Here is an 18,585-nt window from a genome sequence, read left to right as displayed (position 1 = left end):
CGGATGACACCGCTTGCCTACCAGGGGAGGGAGCATAAAAAGGAGCAGGGCCGCGACACCGATTTCTCATCCAGATTGTCGCTGGCTTCTCATACAGATTGACGCGCTACAGTGATGCTTACGATGTCGAAGTCTGCGATTACCACTGACATCAGGAGGTGAAGATGGCCATCGAAAACACGGGCGGTATGCAGCGCAGGCCCACGCATCCCGGTGAAATGTTGCGTGAGGACTTCCTGCCGGATTATGGCTTGACCGTCGCAGGTCTTGCCGAAGCGTTGGGGGTATCACGCCAGTCCATCAATGAACTGCTACGCGAACGTCGAGCGGTCAGCCCCGAGATGGCGCTTAGGCTCGGTCGCCTATTCGGCAACTCGCCGGAGTTCTGGCTGAACGCACAGCGAGCCGTTGACCTCTGGGTAGCTGCCGAGGCCATCAAGGACGATATGGAACGGATCAAGCCGCTCGACGCCGCGTGATATCTTGCATGACGCTCTTTTTCGGCACGATACGATACAGAGCGCTGTAAAGCATCACGCTTCCATCAGGTCACTTGAGCTCCTCCAGCAGCGCGCCAAGCGCCTGTCGCTGCTGCCCCTCCAGCGTCCTCAGGGGCAGCGGCAGGCTGGGCGGTGCATAGGCATAGTTGCCCGTCGAGCCGAGGGCGCCAATGGAATCAACACCCGCGGTGACCAGTCTCTCGACCAGCCGTACGAAGGCCACCTCGTCGATGGCATTCTCGTTCATGGGCGTCATGGGGAAGGCACTCAGGCCGGTGAACATGCGCTGTCTCCTTGTTCTATTCTGGCGGCGGACTTGCTCGGGAGTATGCCACGGCGGAGACTCGGCACAGCGCATCCGAGCTGTGAGCCGGAGGTTTATCGCCAACCCCAGGAGGGTGATTGAATGGTGAGCCAAGCTGACCCCGACCTGGCCCCGCGCCTGCGTGAGCTGCTGATGGGCTTGCCCGACGAAGCCGTGCCGATCACCTACCAGCAGGCCGCCGAGGCGCTGGGCCTCACGCCACCTCGCACCATCCAGCGCGTCGCCCTGGCGCTGGAGGCGCTGATGCGCGAGGACGTCGCCGCCGGCCGCCCGATGGTCGCCACCCTGGTGGTCAGCCGCCGTGACGACCTGCCCCGGCAGGGCTTCTTCGAGCTGGCCGTGGCGCTCGGGCGCTTTTCTGCCGATCCGGCTCAGCACGAGGCGGCTTATCGGGAGGAGCTTGACTGTGTCATGGCGCTTCGCGGGTGAGACGCTCCACCTCGCGAATGGGCGCGCTCACTCATGACGCCGTATAGCCTTCCAGCGCGAACGGATTGAGAAACTGCCTGCCCCACAAGAAGTTGCGATCTACCGTGCTCAGAGCGGCTTCGTCGCACACGGCCTCCCATTGTTCCCGGATCGTGGCAAGTTGGTGGTCGATTATCTCCCTGGCTTGCCCCAAGCTCAGGCCGAGTCGCTCCGCGGCCGCCAGGCAGTGGACGAGCTGGCTGCGCCGCTCCTGGCCACTCATCAGCATAGCCTGGGTGGCTTCGCCACCGGTTCGGGATTGTGGGCAGATGTCATAGGCCGGCGTCAGTCGATACGATTCGCCATCCCAGAAGGCGGCATGATTGCGCGCATGGTCGTCGGTGTTGCCGCAAAGCACGTTGAAGACGATGCGGCCGAACAGCTCGAGCAGCGACTGCTCGGGCTGGTAGAACTCTGCCCGGATGCGATGGCCGAGGTCCTCATAACTGGCATAGCGAGCCGTCATCTCATCCAGGCCCAGCAGGGTGAGGGCCGACAGCACCATCCTTCTGGACCAACCGCCGGGCGCTCTCATCCTGTCGAAGCGCTCCACCAGCAGCACGTCCTTGCCCAGCGATCGGGTCATCTCGACGGGAGCGATATCGAGCCCCACGAGCCTGGCGAGTCGCATGGCAGCGAATTCCGCCTTCACTATGCTGTAGAGGTCAGTGCTGGAAGAAAACTTTGCAACCAGCTTGCGATCCCGATCGTCCAGCAGGGCCTTGGGGCGGGCGCCGCCGATGCTGCTGCCGTGTTGAATGGCTTGCTCCAGGGGGGGGGGGAGCGGCTCCCCTGCTTCCACATACGCCGAGGCCTCCTGCAATGCCGCCAGGGTGGCGTCCTGAGGCTCTCGAGGTCGGTATTCACTGGCGGAGAGCTGGAAATCCAGCGCGCCGATCCTGTCCGATCCGGACTCCAGCAGGTAGACCAGCTCGTTGAACTCGACCTCATCGGCAGCATCGCCCTTCCTGCCCGTTAGCCGATTGATGATGACGCGACGCCCCCAGGCGTCGGGAGCGGCATCGCGCAGGCAGGAGGGCAGTGCGCCGTCTGCTTGCTCCTGGCTACCTGGCTGCAGGGGAAGCTCATGGGGATAAAGACTGATGGCATCTTTCCGCGCGAGATAGCGACGACCATAGGTAAAGCGGTAGTGGTCCTGGTCATCGCGCTCGACGAGACCGGCCACCACGGGGGATGTCTGACCGGGCAACCAGGCCCAGACGTAGGCGCGTCGGCTGCTAGAAGTCATCATCGATGGGCTCTTGTGGCTGACGGCGAGCGCGCTTGGGGAGCAGCGTCAGCCGTTCCCGCTGGGTAGCATGCTCGCGTTTCAGCGTGTCCAGGTCATCGGTGAACAGCAACACGCCGACCAGCGCCGCCGCTTCGAAATAGGTGCCGATGGCCACGCGGGGAGAGCCCTTGGCAACCTGACGAATGGTGACCACGCCGACGCCAACCCGCTCGGCGAGTTCGTCTCGGGTCCACCCCTTGCGCAGCCGCCCCTCCTCGATCATACCGGCGAACAGGCGTAGCGAGAGGGAGGCTTGGGGGCTGAGGGTGACGTGACGTGTTTTCATACCGATAGTATAGTGTCGATTAGTAGCGTTATCGATATTTTAATGCCACTACCCGCCCACTCAACGTCAGGCGCTGGCGATTCCGCAATGAAGTCGCCCTGATGCTGCCAGCGTCAAAGCTCCAACAGGCCTTCGGCGAACGCCTCGACGGGGCCGACGCCGGTCATGAAGGGGGCGTGCCCGGTCACTTGAAGCGTGAGCGGGCCGACTTGATCGCTTCGCTCAGGGAGTCCCAGGCGCGCTCCGCGCCGGCCCGGATGTCGTCCCAGGCGTCGTCGCTGGAGTGGCGCAGCTCCTCGAGCTTCTTGCGCATCTCTTCGCGCTTCGCCTCGAGCCGGTCGATCTCCTCTTCCCGGTCGATGCGTGCATCGGCCTCGGCACTCCGGGCGCGGGCCTTCAGCTTGTCCACCTCGGCCTGCAGCTCATCGAGCTTGGCGCGCAGCTTCTGTTCGTAGGCTTCCCTGTTGCTCATGGGGCGCTCCTTTCCGTTTCCGGTTCATGGAACCTTGAAGATAGCCTGTCCGCGAGCGGACAGGGCGTTTGTTCAAGGGTGGCATACTTGGCATCCCAGCCGCGATCAGCCAAGCTGTCGAGGACTCCTTGACTTACAGGATGCTTACACTGTGTCAGGTCAACCAGCGCGCCCTCCGGATCTGGCCTCGGCCGCCCCTGTCCTGATCGATACCGCGGACTGCCTGGCGGCGCTCAGCCGAGGTGGCAGCACCCTGATGAGGGCGGACCATTGGGCAGAGGGCGTCGACCGGTTACTGGCGGAGATTGGTCCCGTCACCGGGGCGAGCCGTGTCTGGATCTTCCAGCTTCTGGAGGTGCAGTCCGATACCGTGGTCCAGGACTATGTCTTTGAGTGGGCGCCATCGGAGCACTATCGACAGCTCAACCAAAACCGGTTTCGCTTCTTTTCCTCATCGCTCGAGGATCCCGTCTATCGTCGTCTGGTCGAGGAGCGCCAGGCGGGGGTGTCTCATGACTTCTGTATCCCTGTCATGCCACCGGGACCGTTGCGGAGTGATCTCGAGGGCCAGGCGATTCAGTCCATGGCCACGGTGCCCATCTTCGTCAACGGTCATTGGTGGGGCACCCTGGGCATCGATGACTGTGAGCGTCCCGTCAGTTGGCGGGGGCCGGGTCTCGACCTCCTCGAGGCCGCCGGCCAGCTGATCGCGGCGGCCCTTTACCGCTACGAACTGAACCATCGCTCCCGCCAGATCGAACTGTTCCACAAGGTGGCCGACTGTGGCGTCTGGGAAATCAGCCTTCGCAACGGGCGGGTCTGGTGTTCCCAGGCGTTCAAGACGGTACTGGGCTACCCCGAGACGTATCCGCGGGTGCCCTTGCGACGCCTGCTCGCTCGTCTACACCCCGACGATCGCGCTGCGTTGCGGACTTGCTTGAGGGCCCTTTGGCGCGTCGCCGCGGAACCCTTCCTGGTGGAAAGGATGGAAGACGAGCCGCCGCTGAGAGTAACGATGTCGGTCAGCCTCGGGGTCGCCCGCCAGGGCGACGACGCTAGCCAGGCGCCGAACCAGCTGATGGCCCAGGCCGACCAGGCGCTCTATGCCGCAAAGCACGCCGGCCGCAACTGCGCGCTTTTGTATCGCGAGGCGACCGAGCCCGGCGCTGTGAATCTCGATGCCGAATAGACCCGACTGCTTCGGGGGGACCGATCGCCTCCGAGCCAGAGCTGACCCCTCGATCCAACCGCTTATGGGACCCATTATCCTTTGGTGCTAGGCTGAATCGAACAATATAACCACGCAGCCCATACGCAAAGGACGACCCCATGGCGACGGACTCTGCCGACTCCCCCCATTATCCCATCTCGCATTCTCGACAGGGGCAGGCGGTTATCGGACCGCCTGGCAGCGATTGCCATGGTGGGATACCCCATGGGTAACAATCAGAATCCCGAACAGCGCGCCCGCGATCGCATCGATGACCAGCTCCGGTCTTCCGGCTGGCTCGTACAGAGCCTGGCAGAGCTGAATCCGTCGGCGGCGCGGGGTGTGGCAGTGCGGGAGTATCCCACTGACACTGGACCCATGGACTATCTCCTGCTGGTGGACGGCGTGCCGGTGGGCCTGATCGAAGCCAAGCGCGAGGAGGAAGGCCATCGCATCAGCAAGGTGGAGGAGCAGTCGGCCCGCTATGCCGAGGCCGAGCTGAAGCATATCGGCAAGGTGGATCTGCGCTTCGTCTATGAAGCCACCGGCGAGATCACTCGTTTCACCGACCGCCACGATCCGGCGCCCCGCGCCCGCGAAGTGTTCCAGTTCCATCGCCCGGAGACCCTGGCAGAGTGGCGCTCGCAGACCGCCCCCTTCCGGGCCCGGCTTCAGGCGCTGCCGGTGCTGCAGCCGGACGGCCTGCGCGACTGCCAGTTCCGCGCCATCGGCAACCTGGAAACCTCGCTGAAGGAAAACCGCCTCAGGGCGTTGATCCAGATGGCCACTGGCGCGGGCAAGACCTTTACCGCCATCACCAGCATCTACCGCCTGCTCAAGCACGCCGGCGCCAAGCGCGTGCTGTTCCTGGTGGACACCCGCAACCTGGGCGTACAGGCGGAGAACGAGTTCCACCAGTATCTGCCCCAGGACGACAACCGCAAGTTCTCCGAGCTCTACACCGTCCAGCGCCTGCGCTCGCCCCATGTGCCCCGCGACGGCCAGGTCTGCATCAGCACCATCCAGCGGCTCTACTCCATCCTCAAGGGTGAGCCATTGCCCGAAGAGGCCGAAGACGAACCGGCCGGGCTCGATGCCCTGCGCAAGGAACCGTTGCCGGTGGTGTACAACGCCAAGGTGCCGCCGGAGTTCTTCGATGTCATCGTCATCGACGAGTGCCACCGCTCCATCTACAACCTCTGGCGGCAGGTGATCGAGTATTTCGACAGTTTCCTGGTGGGGCTCACCGCCACGCCGGACAACCGGACCTACGGCTTCTTCCACCAGAACGTGGTCAGCGAATACCCGCTGGAGCAATCCGTGGTGGACGGCGTGAACGTCGATCACTTCATCTGGCGCATCGATACCCGGCTGACCCGCGAAGGCGCGAAGATCGAGGCGGAGGAGACCGTCGAACACCGCGACCGCCTGACTCGCGAACAGCGCTGGTCGCAACTCGACGAGGATCTGGAATATGCGGGCAGCCAGCTCGACCGCAGTGTGGTCAACCCCAACCAGATCCGCACCGTCATCCGCGCCTTCCGCGACGCCCTGCCGCGGATGTTCCCGCAGCGTCGCCTGTCGGAAGGCGAGGGCGGCCCCGGCATCAACGCTGGCGGCATCGAGGTGCCCAAGACCCTGATCTTCGCCAAGACAGACAGCCACGCCGACGACATCATCAGCATCGTCCGCGAGGAGTTCGCCGCCGGCAACGACTTCTGCAAGAAGATCACCTACCGCATCGACGAGGACCCCCAGGGCCTGCTCAACAGCTTCCGCAACGACTACCACCCGCGCATCGCCGTCACCGTGGACATGATCGCCACCGGCACCGACGTGAAGCCCCTCGAGTGCCTGCTGTTCATGCGCGACGTAAAGAGCCGCAACTACTACATGCAGATGGTCGGCCGCGGCACCCGCAGCCTGGACGCCGACGGCCTGCGCCAGGTCAACCGCTCCGCCAGTGGCCCGAAGGAACACTTCGTGCTGGTCGACGCCGTGGGGGTGAGCGAGTCGAAAAAGATGGAAACCGGCACCCTGGAGCGCAAGCCCAGCGTGCCCATGAAGGCGCTCATGCAGGGCGTGACCATGGGCGTGCGCGACCCGGACACCCTGACCAGTCTGGCCGGCCGCCTGGCCCGCTTCAGCAAGCGACTCGACGACGAGCAGCACCAGAACGTGCGCAGGATCACCGGCGGCCCGGACCTCAACACCATCGCCGCCGAATTGCTGGCCACCGACGACCCGGACGCCCTGCGCCGCGCCGCCCGCGAGGCCCACCAGCTGCCCGAATCCGCCGAACCCAGCCCGGCGCAGATCGAGACGGTGCGCGAGCAGCGAGCCAAGGCCGCCACCGCCGCCATCACCGGCCCGCTGACCACCTACCTCGAAGAGGTCCGCCAGCGCCAGGAGCAGCTGGTGGATGAGATCAACCCGGACGAGGTCACCACCAGCGACTGGGAGACCGACGCCGACACCCACCGCGAGAACCTGCGCCAGGCATTTCGCGAGTGGCTGGAGGCCCACCGGGACGACATCGACGCCCTGACCATTTACTATCACCAGCCGCACCGGCGCCGCGAGATCACCGCCCGGGCCATTCGCGAGCTGCGCGACGCGCTCAAGCGCGAGAAGCCGCAGCTCGCCCCGGCCCGGGTGTGGGACGCCTACGCCCGCCTGGATCAGGTGCCAGCGCGCCGGCCGGAATCGGAACTGGCGCAGATCATCGCCCTGGTGCGCCGGGTCAGCGGCTGGGACGACAAGCTCACGCCCTACGCCGACACCGTGCGCGCCAACTTCAAGCGCTGGGTCTTCGGCCGGCACTCCGGCAACCAGCCCAAATTCAACGAGGCACAGATGGCCTGGCTCGAAAAGATCCGCGACCACATCACCGCCAGCTTCCACATCGGCGTGGAAGACCTGGACTACGCCCCCTTCGACGCCGAAGGCGGCCGCGGGCGCATGTGGCAACTGTTCGGCGAAGATATGGAGAGCGTGTTGGATCAGATAAATGACGAGATGGCGGCGTGATGTTTGATTGTAAGCGAGCATCAAATTGGGTGCGTTGTAAACTAGGAGATGCGCTCTCATTCGAGTATGGAAAAGCGCTGAAAAAGGAAAATCGTAATGAAGCTGGTCCCTTTAATGTCTACGGCTCAAGCGGAATAGTTGGAAAGCATGACGAACCATTAGTCGATGGCCCTGCCGTTGTCGTCGGTCGAAAGGGCTCCGTTGGGTCTGTCTTTTATTCTGAGAGTGGCTTTTGGCCAATCGATACAACGTATTATGTGAACCCGCCTGAATATTTTGACGCGAAATTCGTAGCTCACTATCTTGGTTTTTTGCGCCTTTCAGAGCTGGACACATCAACAGCAGTCCCAGGCTTAAATCGTGACGATGCCTATAGGGTGCAAGTCGGGATTCCTCCTATCAACGAACAACGCCGCATCGTCGCCAAAGTCGAAGAGCTCTTCTCCGAGCTGGACAAGGGCGTGGAAAGCCTGAAAACCGCCCGCGCCCAGCTCAAGACCTACCGCCAGTCCCTGCTCAAGGCCGCCTTCGAAGGTCGCCTCACCGAGCAGTGGCGCCGCGACAACGCCGACCAACTCGAAACCGCCGATCAGCTTCTCCAGCGTATTCGCGAAGAACGCGAAGCCCGCTACCAGAAGCAGCTGGAGGATTGGAAAGCCGCCGTGGCTGAGTGGGAGATGAGTGGGCAGTTAGGTAGAAAACCAAGAAAACCGAGAGCTAACAAAATGGTCGGAATTGACCTTGGAGACTCTCTGGAGAACGTTGATGGCTGGCTGTGGAAACCGCTTGAAGAAATTTCGGGGATCATTGTTGATGGTGCTCACAAGACACCACGATATGTTGATGCTGGTATTCCATTTATATCAGCTAAGGACATCAAAGACCTCCGGGTAGATTTCTCTGGAACTCGATTCATATCGCAAGAGGAGCATGAGGCTCTTATAAGAAGATGCCATCCATCTGAAGGTGATGTTCTTGTTACAAAAAGTGGCACTATTGGGCGTGTGGCTGTGGTGGAAACCGATGAGCAATTTTCTCTTTTTGAGAGTGTAGCCTTAGTGCCGGTTCCAAAGTGTATGGATTCAAGGTTCGTGGCCTATGCATGTTATTTTTATATCAACAATGGCTATGCTGAAAAGAAACAAAAAGGAGTAGCTGTTCGTCATCTTCACTTAGAAGACCTTCGTCAGCTTCCAATTCCTGTGCCACCGATTCAAGAACAGGAACGCTTGGTTCGAGTCATTGAGGTCCATATAACGTCCACACGGGAAGTTGAGAAGGGTATTGAGCGAGAACTGGTTCGCGCTGAGCATCTCCACCAATCCATCCTCAAACGCGCCTTCGAAGGCAAGCTCGTCCCCCAGGACCCCGACGACGAACCCGCAGGCGTGCTGCTGGAACGCATCCGCCAGGAACAGGCGGATACGCCCAAGCCCGGGCGGCGCAGGCGCAAGGCCGAGGCCTCGGCATGAATACGTTCACGGCCCGTGCGCTGCTCGACCAGCTCCGGCAGCTCGATGAGTCCGATCGCATCGAGGCCAAGCGGGCCTCGGCCATCGGCAAGTCGGTCATGGAGACGGTCTGCGCCCTGGCCAATGAGCCGGGGCTGGGCGGTGGCTGGTTGCTGCTGGGGGTGGAAAAGGCATCAAGCCAGCCGGGTGACTACCGGGTGGTGGGCATCGAGGACCCCGACAAGCTTCTCGGTGACCTGCATTCGCAGTGCGCCAATGCCTTCAATGTGCCGGTGCGGATTCAGGCTCGGGCAGAGGCGCTGGAGGAGGGCACGGTCATCGTGGTGGAGGTGTCGGAGGCCGATCCGGCGTCCCGTCCCATCCACTTCGCCAACAAGCCCCTGCCGCGCTCGGCGTGGCGCCGTGGTCCCAGCGGCGACTACCGCTGCAACCAGGACGACCTGGCGGCGCTGTATCTGGGGCGGGCCGGCCAGAGCTTTGACGCCTCGGTCGTCTCCGGCGCCAGCCTGGAAGACCTGGACGCGGACGCCATCGAGCACTACCGCGATGCCCGCCGCGCGGTGAATCCGGCGGCAGAAGAGCTGACCTTTTCCGACCCGGAGTTGCTGGAGGCGCTGGGCGCCGTGGTCCGCAAGTCGGGCCAGCTGCACCCGACGGTGGCCGGCGTGCTGCTGTTCGGCCGCCGGGGGGCCCTGCGCCGGCTGTTCCCCGCCAACCGCGTGGACTACATCCGCATTCCCGGCAAGGAGTGGATCGAGGACCCCCACGAGCGTTTCACCACCCTGGACCTGCGCGATACGCTGCCCCGGCTGATACAACGGGCCACCGCGGCGGTGCTGGATGACCTGCCGCGGGCCTTTCAGCTGCCGGAGGGCGAGATCCGGCGGGACGAGAAGACGGTGCTGCCGGACAAGGTGGTCCGGGAGGCGGTGGTGAACGCGGTGATGCATCGCAACTACCAGCGTCAGCAGCCCGTCCAGCTGCTGCGCTACAGCAACCGGCTGGAAGTGCAGAACCCGGGCTACTCCCTCAAGGCACTGGAGAATCTGGGCGAGCCTGGCTCGCAATGGCGTAACCCGGTGATCGCCTCGGTGCTGCACGAGATGGGGCTGGCGGAGACCAAGGGCAGCGGCATCCGCGTCATGCGCCGGCTGATGGAAGAGGCCGGGCTTTCGCCACCCAGCTTCGATTCGGACCGTCACCACGACCAGTTCGCCGCCACCTACCTGTTCCACCACTTCCTGAGCGAGGCGGATATTGCCTGGCTGGGGCAGTTCCGGCACCTGGGGCTGGGTGAGGACGAACAGCGCGCGCTGATCTTCCTCCGCGAGACCGGCCGGGTCACCAACTCCGATTATCGCGACCTGAACCGAGTCGATACCCTGGCCGCCAGTCAACGTCTGGCGCACTTGCGGGATCTGGGGCTCGTCGCGCAGGTGCCGCGAGGGCCGGCGACGTACTACGTGCCGGGCGATAGGCTGGGTGTCACGGCCGATACAGCTGATGACGAGGGGTTATTTGCTGGCTTATCTAGGGAGTCTGAACCCTTATCACAGGAGTCCGAGCCCTTATCGCAGGAGTCCGGAGGCTTATCGCAGGAGTCTGAGCCCTTATCGCAGGAGTCCGGAGGCTTATCGCAGGAGTCCCGCGAGCAACTCTTGGCCGAATTACCCCAGGCCCTTCGAACCGAACTGGAACGAATCGGCCAACGTAGCCGCGATCCGAAACAGATACCACGTCTCATCAAGACGCTGTGCGCCCTCAGGCCTTACGGAGCTCGTGACCTGGCCGTACTCATGAAGCGTCGGCAGGACTATCTGCTTCGGCGACACGTTGCCCCGCTGCTCGCTGAGGGTGCCCTGAGATACCGCTATCCCGATGAACCCAACCGCCCGGATCAGGCTTACATTGCCACCGAGGAGCCATCATGAACGCCGAAAGCCTGGTTTCCAAAGTCTGGAACTTCTGTCACATGCTCCGCGACGACGGCGTGAGCTATGGCGACTACCTGGAACAGCTCACCTACCTGATCTTTCTCAAGATGGCGGACGAATACAGCAGCCCGCCCTGGCATCGGGATGTGGGTATCCCCGAGCGATACAACTGGCAAAGTCTCAAGGCCCGCAAGGGGGCGGAGCTCGAGGGGCATTACATCGAGCTGCTGCGCCAGCTGGGCCGGGAGCGGGGCATGCTCGGCCAGATCTTCACCAAGGCCCAGAACAAGATCCAGGACCCGGCCAAGCTGGCGCGGCTGATCGAGCTGATCGACGCCGAGACCTGGGTGATGCTGGATGCCGAGGTCAAGGGCGACATGTACGAGGGCCTGCTGGAGCGTAACGCCCAGGACACCAAGTCCGGCGCCGGCCAGTACTTCACCCCGCGACCGCTGATCCGCGCCATGGTGGAGTGCGTGCGCCCGCAACCGGCCAGGACGATCTGCGACCCGGCCTGCGGCACCGGCGGCTTCTTCCTCGCTGCCTACGATTACATCAAGGATCACCACATGGCGGAGATGACCGCGGAGGAGAAGCAGGCGCTCAAGCACCACACCTTCTACGGCAACGAGATCGTCCCCGGCGCGCGGCGCATGTGCCTGATGAACCTCTTCCTGCACAACATCGGCGACATCAGCGATGACCCCACCATATCGCCCACCGACGCGCTGCTGGCGGAGAATCCCAGGCGGCACGACTATGTGCTGGCCAATCCGCCCTTCGGCAAGAAGAGCACGCTTACCATCACCAACGAGGCCGGTGAGCAGGAGCGCGAGGAGTTCGAGTACAACCGTCAGGACTTCTGGGCCACTACCTCCAACAAGCAGCTCAACTTCGTCCAGCACATCAGGACGCTGCTGAAGGAAAACGGCCAGGCCGCCGTGGTGGTGCCGGACAACGTGCTGTTCGAAGGCGGGGCGGGGGAGACGGTGCGCCGCAAGCTGATGGAAACCACCGAACTACACACCATCCTGCGCCTGCCCACGGGCATCTTCTACGCTCATGGCGTGAAGGCCAACGTGCTGTTCTTCGATGGCCGCCCCGGCCGCGCCGAACCCTGGACGGATGCGGTCTGGCTCTATGACTACCGCACCAACATCCATCACACGCTGAAGAAGAAGCCGCTGCGCGACGAACACCTGCGCGAGTTCGTCGAGTGCTACAAGCCGGGCGAACGTCACCTGCGCGAAGAGACCTGGAGCGAGGACAACCCCGAAGGCCGCTGGCGCCGCTACCGCCGGGAAGAGATCTTCCAGCGCGACAAGACCAGCCTCGACATCTTCTGGCTGCGCGACAAGTCCCTGGGCGATCTGGACAACCTGCCCGAGCCCGACGACATTGCCGAAGAGATCATCGAAAACCTGGAATCCGGCCTGGAAAGCTTCAGGAGCGTGTTATCGGCGCTGCAGTCTGACACTGATGTGGCGCCGATCCAGCAGACCAACTGACCGGTCAGCCAAGCGCTGCTTGACGTTGTGGAAGCGGTGCGCCAGGGAGCGACGCCAGCCGTGAGCCACCGGGAATTTGGGATTCCCATCCCGACCCGTTCAAGACACCAGGTGCAGGCGCCTGGCCAGTGGTTGCTGACCATCGCTTGCTGAACCGCCGGCCAGGCAAGATACGGGACCCAGTAACGCCATCGGATGGCCTCGGCGGCGATTTTTCTTCACAGAGCCCTCCAGCGAGGGGCCGCGTAACCCACAGGGCGATGGTGTATGAACCCCAAGGGGCCGCCTGGCGTGGCTGGCTCGATCGTATTGGCCTTGCTGGCCGCTGGGGCGATGTTTTGTGGCGTGGATGCCATTCTGTCGGATTCGGTCACCACACCGGCGAAATTCGGAGGCGACCACCGTGTGCACGGCACGGATACCGTCTTGATCGGTGTGGGCTGGATCCTGATGGGTTCGGCTATCGCCGCCCGAATTCTGGTTGGCAGGGGAGGCGGACACGCCGGTGTTGTGGTGTCGGTCGCTCTTGCTGTCATCGGCGGCCTGTTCTGGATAGCCGTGGTGTAGGCGACTCGCTGGGCTGCAGTGCCCTTCATCGCCATGTACCCGCGCCGATCCGCAGCGGCTTGCCATCGTCGGGCACCAGCCATACTTCGCCGGCCACGCCGACGTTCAGCGTCAGCGGAGATTCGGCGAGGATACCCCGCGACCACGGCGGCGGGTATGACCAATGACGAAGACGCACTTGCCACGAATCGAGTGACAGCTTCCCCCATGTTCCCTAAGCTGGTTGAGACGCCAACCAGCAAGGGAGCTGTCAATGGCCGACCACACTGCACCCCGCATCAGCTTGCAGCCGCATACCCGACGGGTGCGCATTCTTGATGGCGACACCATGATCGCCGATACCCACAACGCTATCGAACTGCGCGAACCTGGCTATCCGCCGAGGCAGTACCTACCCCGCGATGATGTGCGCATGGACCTGCTGACGCCCTCCGAGACCGTCACTCACTGCCCGTTCAAAGGCGATACCAGTTACTTCTCGTTTGATGAGCACAAGGATGTGGCGTGGAGTTATGAACAGCCCACTCAGGAGATGCAGGCGATTGCCGGCCGGCTGGCGTTTGACGCCGACAAGGCGACGGAGATTGTAGAGTGAAGTCAGATATCGACCCAAAGCGGTCATGCGGGAAAGGCAGCAGGCACGATGTTTGGTGTTATACTACCGAATTATAATTTGTTCCTAAGGTGTTCAATAGGATGAGATGTGCTCGATCGCGCAGCAAAACATTGTTGAACGCGCACGCGCACTCAAATGGAATATAAAACAAGCTATATCATGCTATATAGTACAATGTTAACTGGCCGGCGCGTGGATGTAAGCGTATGGAGTCAAATTTATGGGCTTAAGTGCCAAGCTGTTTTTTGACAATAATGAAAATGAAACACTGTTTACACGTATATCGTTGACGCCTGAGCAGTTAGAAGACGCTAGGGCGAAGAAAGATAAACTGCTTGAGTTGATTAAGCCTGAGCTTGCCGCATCGCTGGAGGTTCCAGTAAAACACTGGCTCCAAGGGTCGTATAAAAATCATACGCTTATAAGGCCTATGCAAAAAGGTGATGAATTTGATATTGATGTTGGAGTATATTTTTTATGTAACGCAGAAGATGAGGGGTTATCTGCTTTAGAAGTAAAGCAGCTTAATAAAAATATTCTTGAGTGGTATTCTTCAAATAGACCAGAAGCTAAGGTCGGAGAAAGCAGAACGAGTTGTGAGCGATTGATTTACCTTTCATCTTTCCACATTGATATACCTATTTATTATTACGATTCTGAAACCGATACTTGTAAGCTCGCAGTTGAGTCGGACGAGTGGGTTGATAGCGATCCCAAAGCTCTTCAAGACTGGTTTAATAAAAAAGTCTCAAGTCTTACGCCGAAATCTCTGGCTCAGCTTAGAAGGATAATTAAGTATCTAAAAGCATGGACACTAATTAAGGGGAAAGAAGATGGTATTAGAATTCCCTCAATCGCAATTACGGTACTAGTAGCAGAGCAATATGTTGAAGAGGATGATGACGATGATGCCTTCATTCAAACCGCTGTAAATTGTGCGGCTTATATCATCTCGAACGACACCTTGGACAACCCTTGTAACGGTGGGGAGTTGTTTGAGTTTGAAGATAATAAATATGAAAAAATAAAAAGTAGAGCAATAGCATTAAAGAATTCCTGCGAATTTATCGGTAATTCAGAGGATAGCCTTCAGCAATACGTTCTGTGGGGTGCAACATTTGAGCACATGTTCCCTCCCTTTGCTGAAAGGATTGACGAAGTGTCAAAGAAAACAAACCTTCCCGCAATAACAGTGCCACCTAAGATTAATGTTCGTCACCTCGGAAAAAATGGAAAGCTACTTTCTAGTAAAGTGACAGATGAGATAAGGGTTTTTCGTGATGAAGAACTTTATTTTTCAATTGACAATAAGTCAGATTATAGTGAAACTGTCGAGGTTCATTGGATCGTTCGTAATCAAGATGCAGAAGCAAAAAGGGTCAATGATCTTGGTCACACTTCGGTACTTTCAGTAAGCGATGAGCGATACGAGGATTGTAGCTATAGCGGCACACATTATATGGAATGCCTGATTCTGGATAAGAACAACATAAAGGGTATGGGGGTAGTGAAGGTTCGCATCACTGGTTTTTCTCGTCCTTTGAGAAATCCGCCGAAGAAAAAGTATTACAAAGGTAGATAGATATGTGGAGAGTATTTCCGAAGATTGGACTGTTAAAGGCATTGCTCGCAATATTTTCAGCCTTATTTCTATCGGCTTTGATCTTATTATTGGGCCCTGAAGATGGCGCAATTTCCTGGGATAGCTTTGGGGATGCCTTTAAGCTGGCGACACCGATAACGCTAATATTTGTCGGGATTATTTTTGTTATCGGGAGGTGGGGATGGCTAGTTTTTTGGAAGTCTCCATTTCTTGGGGATGTTTTACATAAATCTGTATGTCCAAATCTCAACGGAAAGTGGCTCGGCGAGGTTTACTCAAACTACACTGACGAAAGTGGAAACAAAACCGTAAAGGAAGTTGAGCTAGCCATTAAGGCAGATCTATTTGGATTTAAATTGGCCTTGAGATCTTTGGATGGTTATCAAGGAAGTAAGGTAATACAAAGTGAACTCTATCGAGATCCTCGCACCGGAACTTTCTATTTGAGTTATATTTTTGAGGCCTCGGTTCCGTATCCAGAAGAAACAGATGATAGACTCTTTGAGGGGGCGGCCAAGCTTGAGATAATAATTAATGAGGAAGATACAGTTTTAAAAGGAACGTATTGGACAAACAGGGCGTGGCAGCGAGGGATGAACACGGCCGGACTAATTACAATGAAGCAAAAAAATAGTTAACCAATGGCTGCTGGCGACTGCATTACGCTTTGCTCCATGTAGCCCCAGAGCCAGACGTTAGGTTTCACGATGACATTTCTCGAGTTTTTCGCCAGTATCATCGGCTCATTGGCTTGGCCCGTCGCGACAGTTGTCTTTGTCGTTTTGCTCAAAAAGCCAGTGACAGAGTTGGTTCCACTTTTGCGGAAGCTGAAGTACAAAGAATTAGAGCTCGAGTTTGCGGAAGGTTTGAATGAACTGAAACCTCCCGCTGAACAGTTACAGGTTCAGGGTTCAAAAGGCTCGGGAAGCGAGCTTGAGAGGCTTGCGGAAGTCTCGCCCCGTGCCGCGATTATCGAAGCCTGGCTCCAGGTTGAAGCTGAAGCTGCGAGAGTGGCAGCTTCATTTTGGACCGGCTCGAATCGTGAAGTATTTAGAAATTACGCCAAACTTGGGGACTACCTTGAGCAATGCAAGGTCCTAAATTCACGTCAGGCGCAGAATTTTCGAAAGCTTCGCGAGTTAAGAAATAAGGCTGCGCATTACGAAAAGCTTGAGATCGACCAGAAAGCAGCATCGGTATACGTTCATGCGGCGGTTGAACTCGTTGAGCATCTGAGGGCGCAGTGAAAGTGCAACCTAACCACCGGTTCCAGTCGACGCACAAAAGCGCAACGCCCTTCTCGTTCTATCTAGATGCGGGTGCGGCGCTTTGTGCACGCCTGAGCCGAAATACTATACATCAGCAAGTCTCAAAGACCGCTTCTGGCCAAATAACGACGACCAAAAACTAGGTCGTCGTTTTTTTTCCTATACTTCCGTTTGCTCTGCCATTTCTAATGCATCATCAACCTCAATGCCAAGATATCGAACAGTGCTCTCAAGCTTCGTATGGCCCAATAATAGCTGAACAGCCCTCAGATTTTTTGTTCGGCGGTAGATTAGAGTTGCCTTAGTTCTTCGCAGCGTGTGCGTGCCATATGCTGATGGGTCCAGCCCGATCGAGGTTACCCAGTCTTTAACAATCCGGGCGTACTGTCGCGTAGACAGGTGATCTATCCTGCTCGAACGGCTTGGAAATAAGTAGTCCTCGTTTCGAAGCTTGGCACGTAGAATCCATGTTTTTAGAGCATTGTGAGTTTGATCGGTTATCTCAAACTGTACCGGTCTCTTCGTCTTCTTCTGCATTATAGTGGCTCTTGACGATATATGGTCACCATGGGTCACATCTCGGACACGCAAAGCCACCAAGTCTCGTACCTTCTCAGCAAGCTGCAGCCGGACACGAATGGCCCAGATGTCTTTGATGCGAAAAGGTGTTTTCTGACCAACCAGCTTGCCTTTGTTCCATGGTTCGCGGGTACTGGTTTCTGAAGCGTTCATGGCATGGACCTCCACGGATGGAATGTATAGGATGGTCCATAACATGCTCAATGTGTGATGGATTCAGCATTTGACCCAAAGCAGCCATGCCGGCAAAGGCAGTATGCTCGTTCATCCTTGTTAGGGTTCATCATGACCGATGAAATCGAGTTCCTTAAAAATGAAGTCGCTAGGCTAAGGACTGAACAGGTCATAGAGGATGACCCAATAAAAAGGCTGAGCCTCGAAAAGAAAATCGCCGAAGCCCGCGCAATTATTGAAAGGTTCGACACAAACGAACCAACGGTCAGGAATGAAACACGACGTTTCAAGCCAGAAAACGACCAAAAGAATTCAAGCAGAGGCGCTTCCCAAAAACCAGAAGCCAAACCTCCTGAAAGTGCGGGGCAGACAAAGTCTGTCGTGACCAACCGCATGTCCCTTATCAAAATCGCCGAGGGTGTCATTGCAGGCGTTCTAGTTCTTGTTGTTGCTTGGGTGGTTGCGCACTATTTCGGGATTACGCTATGAAAACCCTAACAAGGCAATCAAATTCGTTCCGGCCTTCGGCCTCCACCGGACGCCCTTGTCAGGGCGCCGTTTATTGCTGGTGTTAGCCGTCAGATCAGGTTTGTCGCATGCCACTTAAGAGCTGAGCAGATGATTGAATCAATTTATTGGCGTCAAGAGCTGCGAGCAGAGTTGGCGTGGCTCAAGAGGCATCGTAGATACCGTAGGTGGTCGGAGAAGCAGCTTGTACTGTATGAGCGCCGCCTGATGTTGGTAGCGTTTCAGGTCCGTTCCTTACTTGAGCGTTCGAAGGTGAACGATCGTGCTCGTAACGTACGGGCGCCGGTAATCCGGTACAAGAAGATCGGGACTAAGTCTTTCACATATGTTGGCCCGGGATTCCCGGAAGACCGATTCGATATCGCGAATCCTGAGCCGTCGGAACTTGGCGTGGTTGATGTTTGCAACCAGCTTATCCATTATTACTGGATGAAAACCTGGTCTGAGGGTACGGCCTTCAAAGGTATACTTATCTTCTCCGATTTTATGCGCCACAAGTGGGCTTATGAGTTCTTGATCGAGGACCTCATAAGCCTCTTTCGCGTCTTTGCCAATGACTCATCGGCAGTAACTGAATTGAGCTTTCATTGGAACGAGAAGAGGCAAGACTATGTGGCTCGCTATGCGCGTTGAGCCGGCGGCTAACAATTCGTCTAAGCCGACGCCGCTTCGCAGCGCGGCTTAACTCAGTCGTTATATCAGCATGATCGCAAGGTCTGCTTCTGGCCGAATGCTGACACTGGGGGCTGTAGAG

18 protein-coding genes and 1 pseudogene are annotated in these 18,585 nt (G+C 58.5%); 14 read left to right on the top strand and 5 right to left on the bottom strand.

Annotated features, from left to right (window positions below; genetic code table 11):
• Positions 1–164 precede the first annotated feature (164 nt).
• The gene (locus tag OP497_RS15340; RefSeq protein WP_280549954.1) at positions 165–479 is read left to right on the top strand and encodes a HigA family addiction module antitoxin; all 315 of its coding nucleotides are present in this window, start codon (positions 165–167) and stop codon (positions 477–479) included.
• Between the two features lie 157 nt (positions 480–636).
• On the opposite strand, the pseudogene OP497_RS15335 reads toward OP497_RS15340, so the two are convergent.
• Positions 637–783 (bottom strand): annotated as a pseudogene (locus OP497_RS15335) (dihydrodipicolinate synthase family protein); the annotation flags it as partial.
• 123 nt (positions 784–906) lie between these two features.
• Between OP497_RS15335 and OP497_RS15330 the strand changes: the two are divergent.
• Positions 907–1,254 carry a hypothetical protein gene (locus tag OP497_RS15330; RefSeq protein WP_280549952.1) on the top strand — a complete coding sequence of 116 codons (348 nt, stop codon included), beginning with the start codon at positions 907–909 and terminating at the stop codon, positions 1,252–1,254.
• A gap of 31 nt (positions 1,255–1,285) precedes the next feature.
• Here OP497_RS15330 and OP497_RS15325 read toward each other — a convergent pair whose 3' ends face one another.
• From OP497_RS15325 to OP497_RS15315, 3 genes are all read right to left on the bottom strand, one after another.
• Positions 1,286–2,545, bottom strand: a complete 1,260-nt coding sequence (locus tag OP497_RS15325; protein WP_280549951.1) for a type II toxin-antitoxin system HipA family toxin — start codon at positions 2,543–2,545, stop codon at positions 1,286–1,288.
• Entirely contained in the window at positions 2,532–2,870 is a 339-nt protein-coding gene (locus tag OP497_RS15320) for a helix-turn-helix transcriptional regulator (RefSeq protein WP_280549949.1), read from the bottom strand. Before OP497_RS15320 ends, OP497_RS15325 begins: the two co-directional genes overlap by 14 nt.
• A 184-nt stretch (positions 2,871–3,054) precedes the next feature.
• Complete coding sequence (locus OP497_RS15315; protein WP_280549947.1) at positions 3,055–3,342, bottom strand: coiled coil domain-containing protein; 288 nt, start codon at positions 3,340–3,342, stop codon at positions 3,055–3,057.
• A 256-nt stretch (positions 3,343–3,598) separates the two neighbouring features.
• Between OP497_RS15315 and OP497_RS15310 the strand changes: the two genes are divergently transcribed.
• The 10 genes from OP497_RS15310 to OP497_RS15265 all read left to right on the top strand — a co-directional run bounded on the left by OP497_RS15310 (position 3,599) and on the right by OP497_RS15265 (position 16,529).
• Positions 3,599–4,531 carry a GAF domain-containing protein gene (locus OP497_RS15310; RefSeq protein ID WP_280549945.1) on the top strand — a complete coding sequence of 311 codons (933 nt, stop codon included), beginning with the start codon at positions 3,599–3,601 and terminating at the stop codon, positions 4,529–4,531.
• Positions 4,532–4,777: 246 nt separating this feature from the next.
• Positions 4,778–7,582, top strand: coding sequence for a DEAD/DEAH box helicase family protein (locus OP497_RS15305; RefSeq protein WP_280549941.1), 2,805 nt, complete (start codon positions 4,778–4,780; stop codon positions 7,580–7,582).
• Positions 7,582–9,054 carry a restriction endonuclease subunit S gene (locus tag OP497_RS15300; RefSeq protein WP_280549939.1) on the top strand — a complete coding sequence of 491 codons (1,473 nt, stop codon included), beginning with the start codon at positions 7,582–7,584 and terminating at the stop codon, positions 9,052–9,054. The genes OP497_RS15305 and OP497_RS15300 overlap by 1 nt, the downstream gene beginning before the upstream one ends.
• Positions 9,051–10,985, top strand: a complete 1,935-nt coding sequence (locus tag OP497_RS15295; RefSeq protein ID WP_280549937.1) for an ATP-binding protein — start codon at positions 9,051–9,053, stop codon at positions 10,983–10,985. Before OP497_RS15300 ends, OP497_RS15295 begins: the two co-directional genes overlap by 4 nt.
• On the top strand, positions 10,982–12,496 hold the full coding sequence (locus tag OP497_RS15290) for a class I SAM-dependent DNA methyltransferase (RefSeq protein ID WP_280549935.1): 1,515 nt from the start codon (positions 10,982–10,984) through the stop codon (positions 12,494–12,496). The genes OP497_RS15295 and OP497_RS15290 overlap by 4 nt, the downstream gene beginning before the upstream one ends.
• 267 nt (positions 12,497–12,763) lie before the next feature.
• Positions 12,764–13,063, top strand: coding sequence for a hypothetical protein (locus OP497_RS15285; RefSeq protein ID WP_280549933.1), 300 nt, complete (start codon positions 12,764–12,766; stop codon positions 13,061–13,063).
• A 253-nt stretch (positions 13,064–13,316) separates the two neighbouring features.
• On the top strand, positions 13,317–13,658 hold the full coding sequence (locus tag OP497_RS15280; RefSeq protein ID WP_280549931.1) for a DUF427 domain-containing protein: 342 nt from the start codon (positions 13,317–13,319) through the stop codon (positions 13,656–13,658).
• Between the two features lie 241 nt (positions 13,659–13,899).
• Positions 13,900–15,261, top strand: coding sequence for a CBASS cGAMP synthase (locus OP497_RS15275; protein ID WP_280549929.1), 1,362 nt, complete (start codon positions 13,900–13,902; stop codon positions 15,259–15,261).
• Positions 15,262–15,263: 2 nt separating this feature from the next.
• Positions 15,264–15,920 carry a hypothetical protein gene (locus OP497_RS15270; RefSeq protein ID WP_280549927.1) on the top strand — a complete coding sequence of 219 codons (657 nt, stop codon included), beginning with the start codon at positions 15,264–15,266 and terminating at the stop codon, positions 15,918–15,920.
• Positions 15,921–15,989: 69 nt separating this feature from the next.
• Positions 15,990–16,529, top strand: coding sequence for a hypothetical protein (locus OP497_RS15265; protein WP_280549926.1), 540 nt, complete (start codon positions 15,990–15,992; stop codon positions 16,527–16,529).
• A 180-nt stretch (positions 16,530–16,709) separates the two neighbouring features.
• On the opposite strand, the gene OP497_RS15260 is transcribed toward OP497_RS15265, so the two are convergent.
• Positions 16,710–17,282 carry a tyrosine-type recombinase/integrase gene (locus tag OP497_RS15260; RefSeq protein WP_280549924.1) on the bottom strand — a complete coding sequence of 191 codons (573 nt, stop codon included), beginning with the start codon at positions 17,280–17,282 and terminating at the stop codon, positions 16,710–16,712.
• A gap of 132 nt (positions 17,283–17,414) precedes the next feature.
• On the opposite strand from OP497_RS15260, the gene OP497_RS15255 reads away from it, so the two are divergent.
• Both OP497_RS15255 and OP497_RS15250 read left to right on the top strand, forming a co-directional pair.
• Complete coding sequence (locus OP497_RS15255; protein ID WP_280549922.1) at positions 17,415–17,792, top strand: hypothetical protein; 378 nt, start codon at positions 17,415–17,417, stop codon at positions 17,790–17,792.
• Positions 17,793–17,921: 129 nt separating this feature from the next.
• Positions 17,922–18,464 carry a hypothetical protein gene (locus OP497_RS15250; RefSeq protein WP_280549920.1) on the top strand — a complete coding sequence of 181 codons (543 nt, stop codon included), beginning with the start codon at positions 17,922–17,924 and terminating at the stop codon, positions 18,462–18,464.
• The last annotated feature ends 121 nt before the right edge of the window (positions 18,465–18,585 follow it).

The sequence above is a fragment of the Halomonas sp. 11-S5 genome (genome assembly GCF_029889825.1).
Lineage (GTDB): Bacteria > Pseudomonadota > Gammaproteobacteria > Pseudomonadales > Halomonadaceae > Halomonas.
This window is presented reverse-complemented; position numbering and strand designations above follow the sequence as displayed.

Bases quoted from the DNA above. Each gene is read 5' to 3' on its own strand.
- OP497_RS15340 (WP_280549954.1), top strand. From the start codon at position 165: ATGGCCATCGAAAACACGGGCGGTATGCAGCGCAGGCCCACGCATCCC.
- OP497_RS15330 (WP_280549952.1), top strand. From the start codon at position 907: ATGGTGAGCCAAGCTGACCCCGACCTGGCCCCGCGCCTGCGTGAGCTG.
- OP497_RS15325 (WP_280549951.1), bottom strand. From the start codon at position 2,545: ATGATGACTTCTAGCAGCCGACGCGCCTACGTCTGGGCCTGGTTGCCC.
- OP497_RS15320 (WP_280549949.1), bottom strand. From the start codon at position 2,870: ATGAAAACACGTCACGTCACCCTCAGCCCCCAAGCCTCCCTCTCGCTA.
- OP497_RS15315 (WP_280549947.1), bottom strand. From the start codon at position 3,342: ATGAGCAACAGGGAAGCCTACGAACAGAAGCTGCGCGCCAAGCTCGAT.
- OP497_RS15310 (WP_280549945.1), top strand. From the start codon at position 3,599: ATGAGGGCGGACCATTGGGCAGAGGGCGTCGACCGGTTACTGGCGGAG.
- OP497_RS15305 (WP_280549941.1), top strand. From the start codon at position 4,778: ATGGGTAACAATCAGAATCCCGAACAGCGCGCCCGCGATCGCATCGAT.
- OP497_RS15300 (WP_280549939.1), top strand. From the start codon at position 7,582: ATGTTTGATTGTAAGCGAGCATCAAATTGGGTGCGTTGTAAACTAGGA.
- OP497_RS15295 (WP_280549937.1), top strand. From the start codon at position 9,051: ATGAATACGTTCACGGCCCGTGCGCTGCTCGACCAGCTCCGGCAGCTC.
- OP497_RS15290 (WP_280549935.1), top strand. From the start codon at position 10,982: ATGAACGCCGAAAGCCTGGTTTCCAAAGTCTGGAACTTCTGTCACATG.
- OP497_RS15285 (WP_280549933.1), top strand. From the start codon at position 12,764: ATGAACCCCAAGGGGCCGCCTGGCGTGGCTGGCTCGATCGTATTGGCC.
- OP497_RS15280 (WP_280549931.1), top strand. From the start codon at position 13,317: ATGGCCGACCACACTGCACCCCGCATCAGCTTGCAGCCGCATACCCGA.
- OP497_RS15275 (WP_280549929.1), top strand. From the start codon at position 13,900: ATGGGCTTAAGTGCCAAGCTGTTTTTTGACAATAATGAAAATGAAACA.
- OP497_RS15270 (WP_280549927.1), top strand. From the start codon at position 15,264: ATGTGGAGAGTATTTCCGAAGATTGGACTGTTAAAGGCATTGCTCGCA.
- OP497_RS15265 (WP_280549926.1), top strand. From the start codon at position 15,990: ATGACATTTCTCGAGTTTTTCGCCAGTATCATCGGCTCATTGGCTTGG.
- OP497_RS15260 (WP_280549924.1), bottom strand. From the start codon at position 17,282: ATGAACGCTTCAGAAACCAGTACCCGCGAACCATGGAACAAAGGCAAG.
- OP497_RS15255 (WP_280549922.1), top strand. From the start codon at position 17,415: ATGACCGATGAAATCGAGTTCCTTAAAAATGAAGTCGCTAGGCTAAGG.
- OP497_RS15250 (WP_280549920.1), top strand. From the start codon at position 17,922: ATGATTGAATCAATTTATTGGCGTCAAGAGCTGCGAGCAGAGTTGGCG.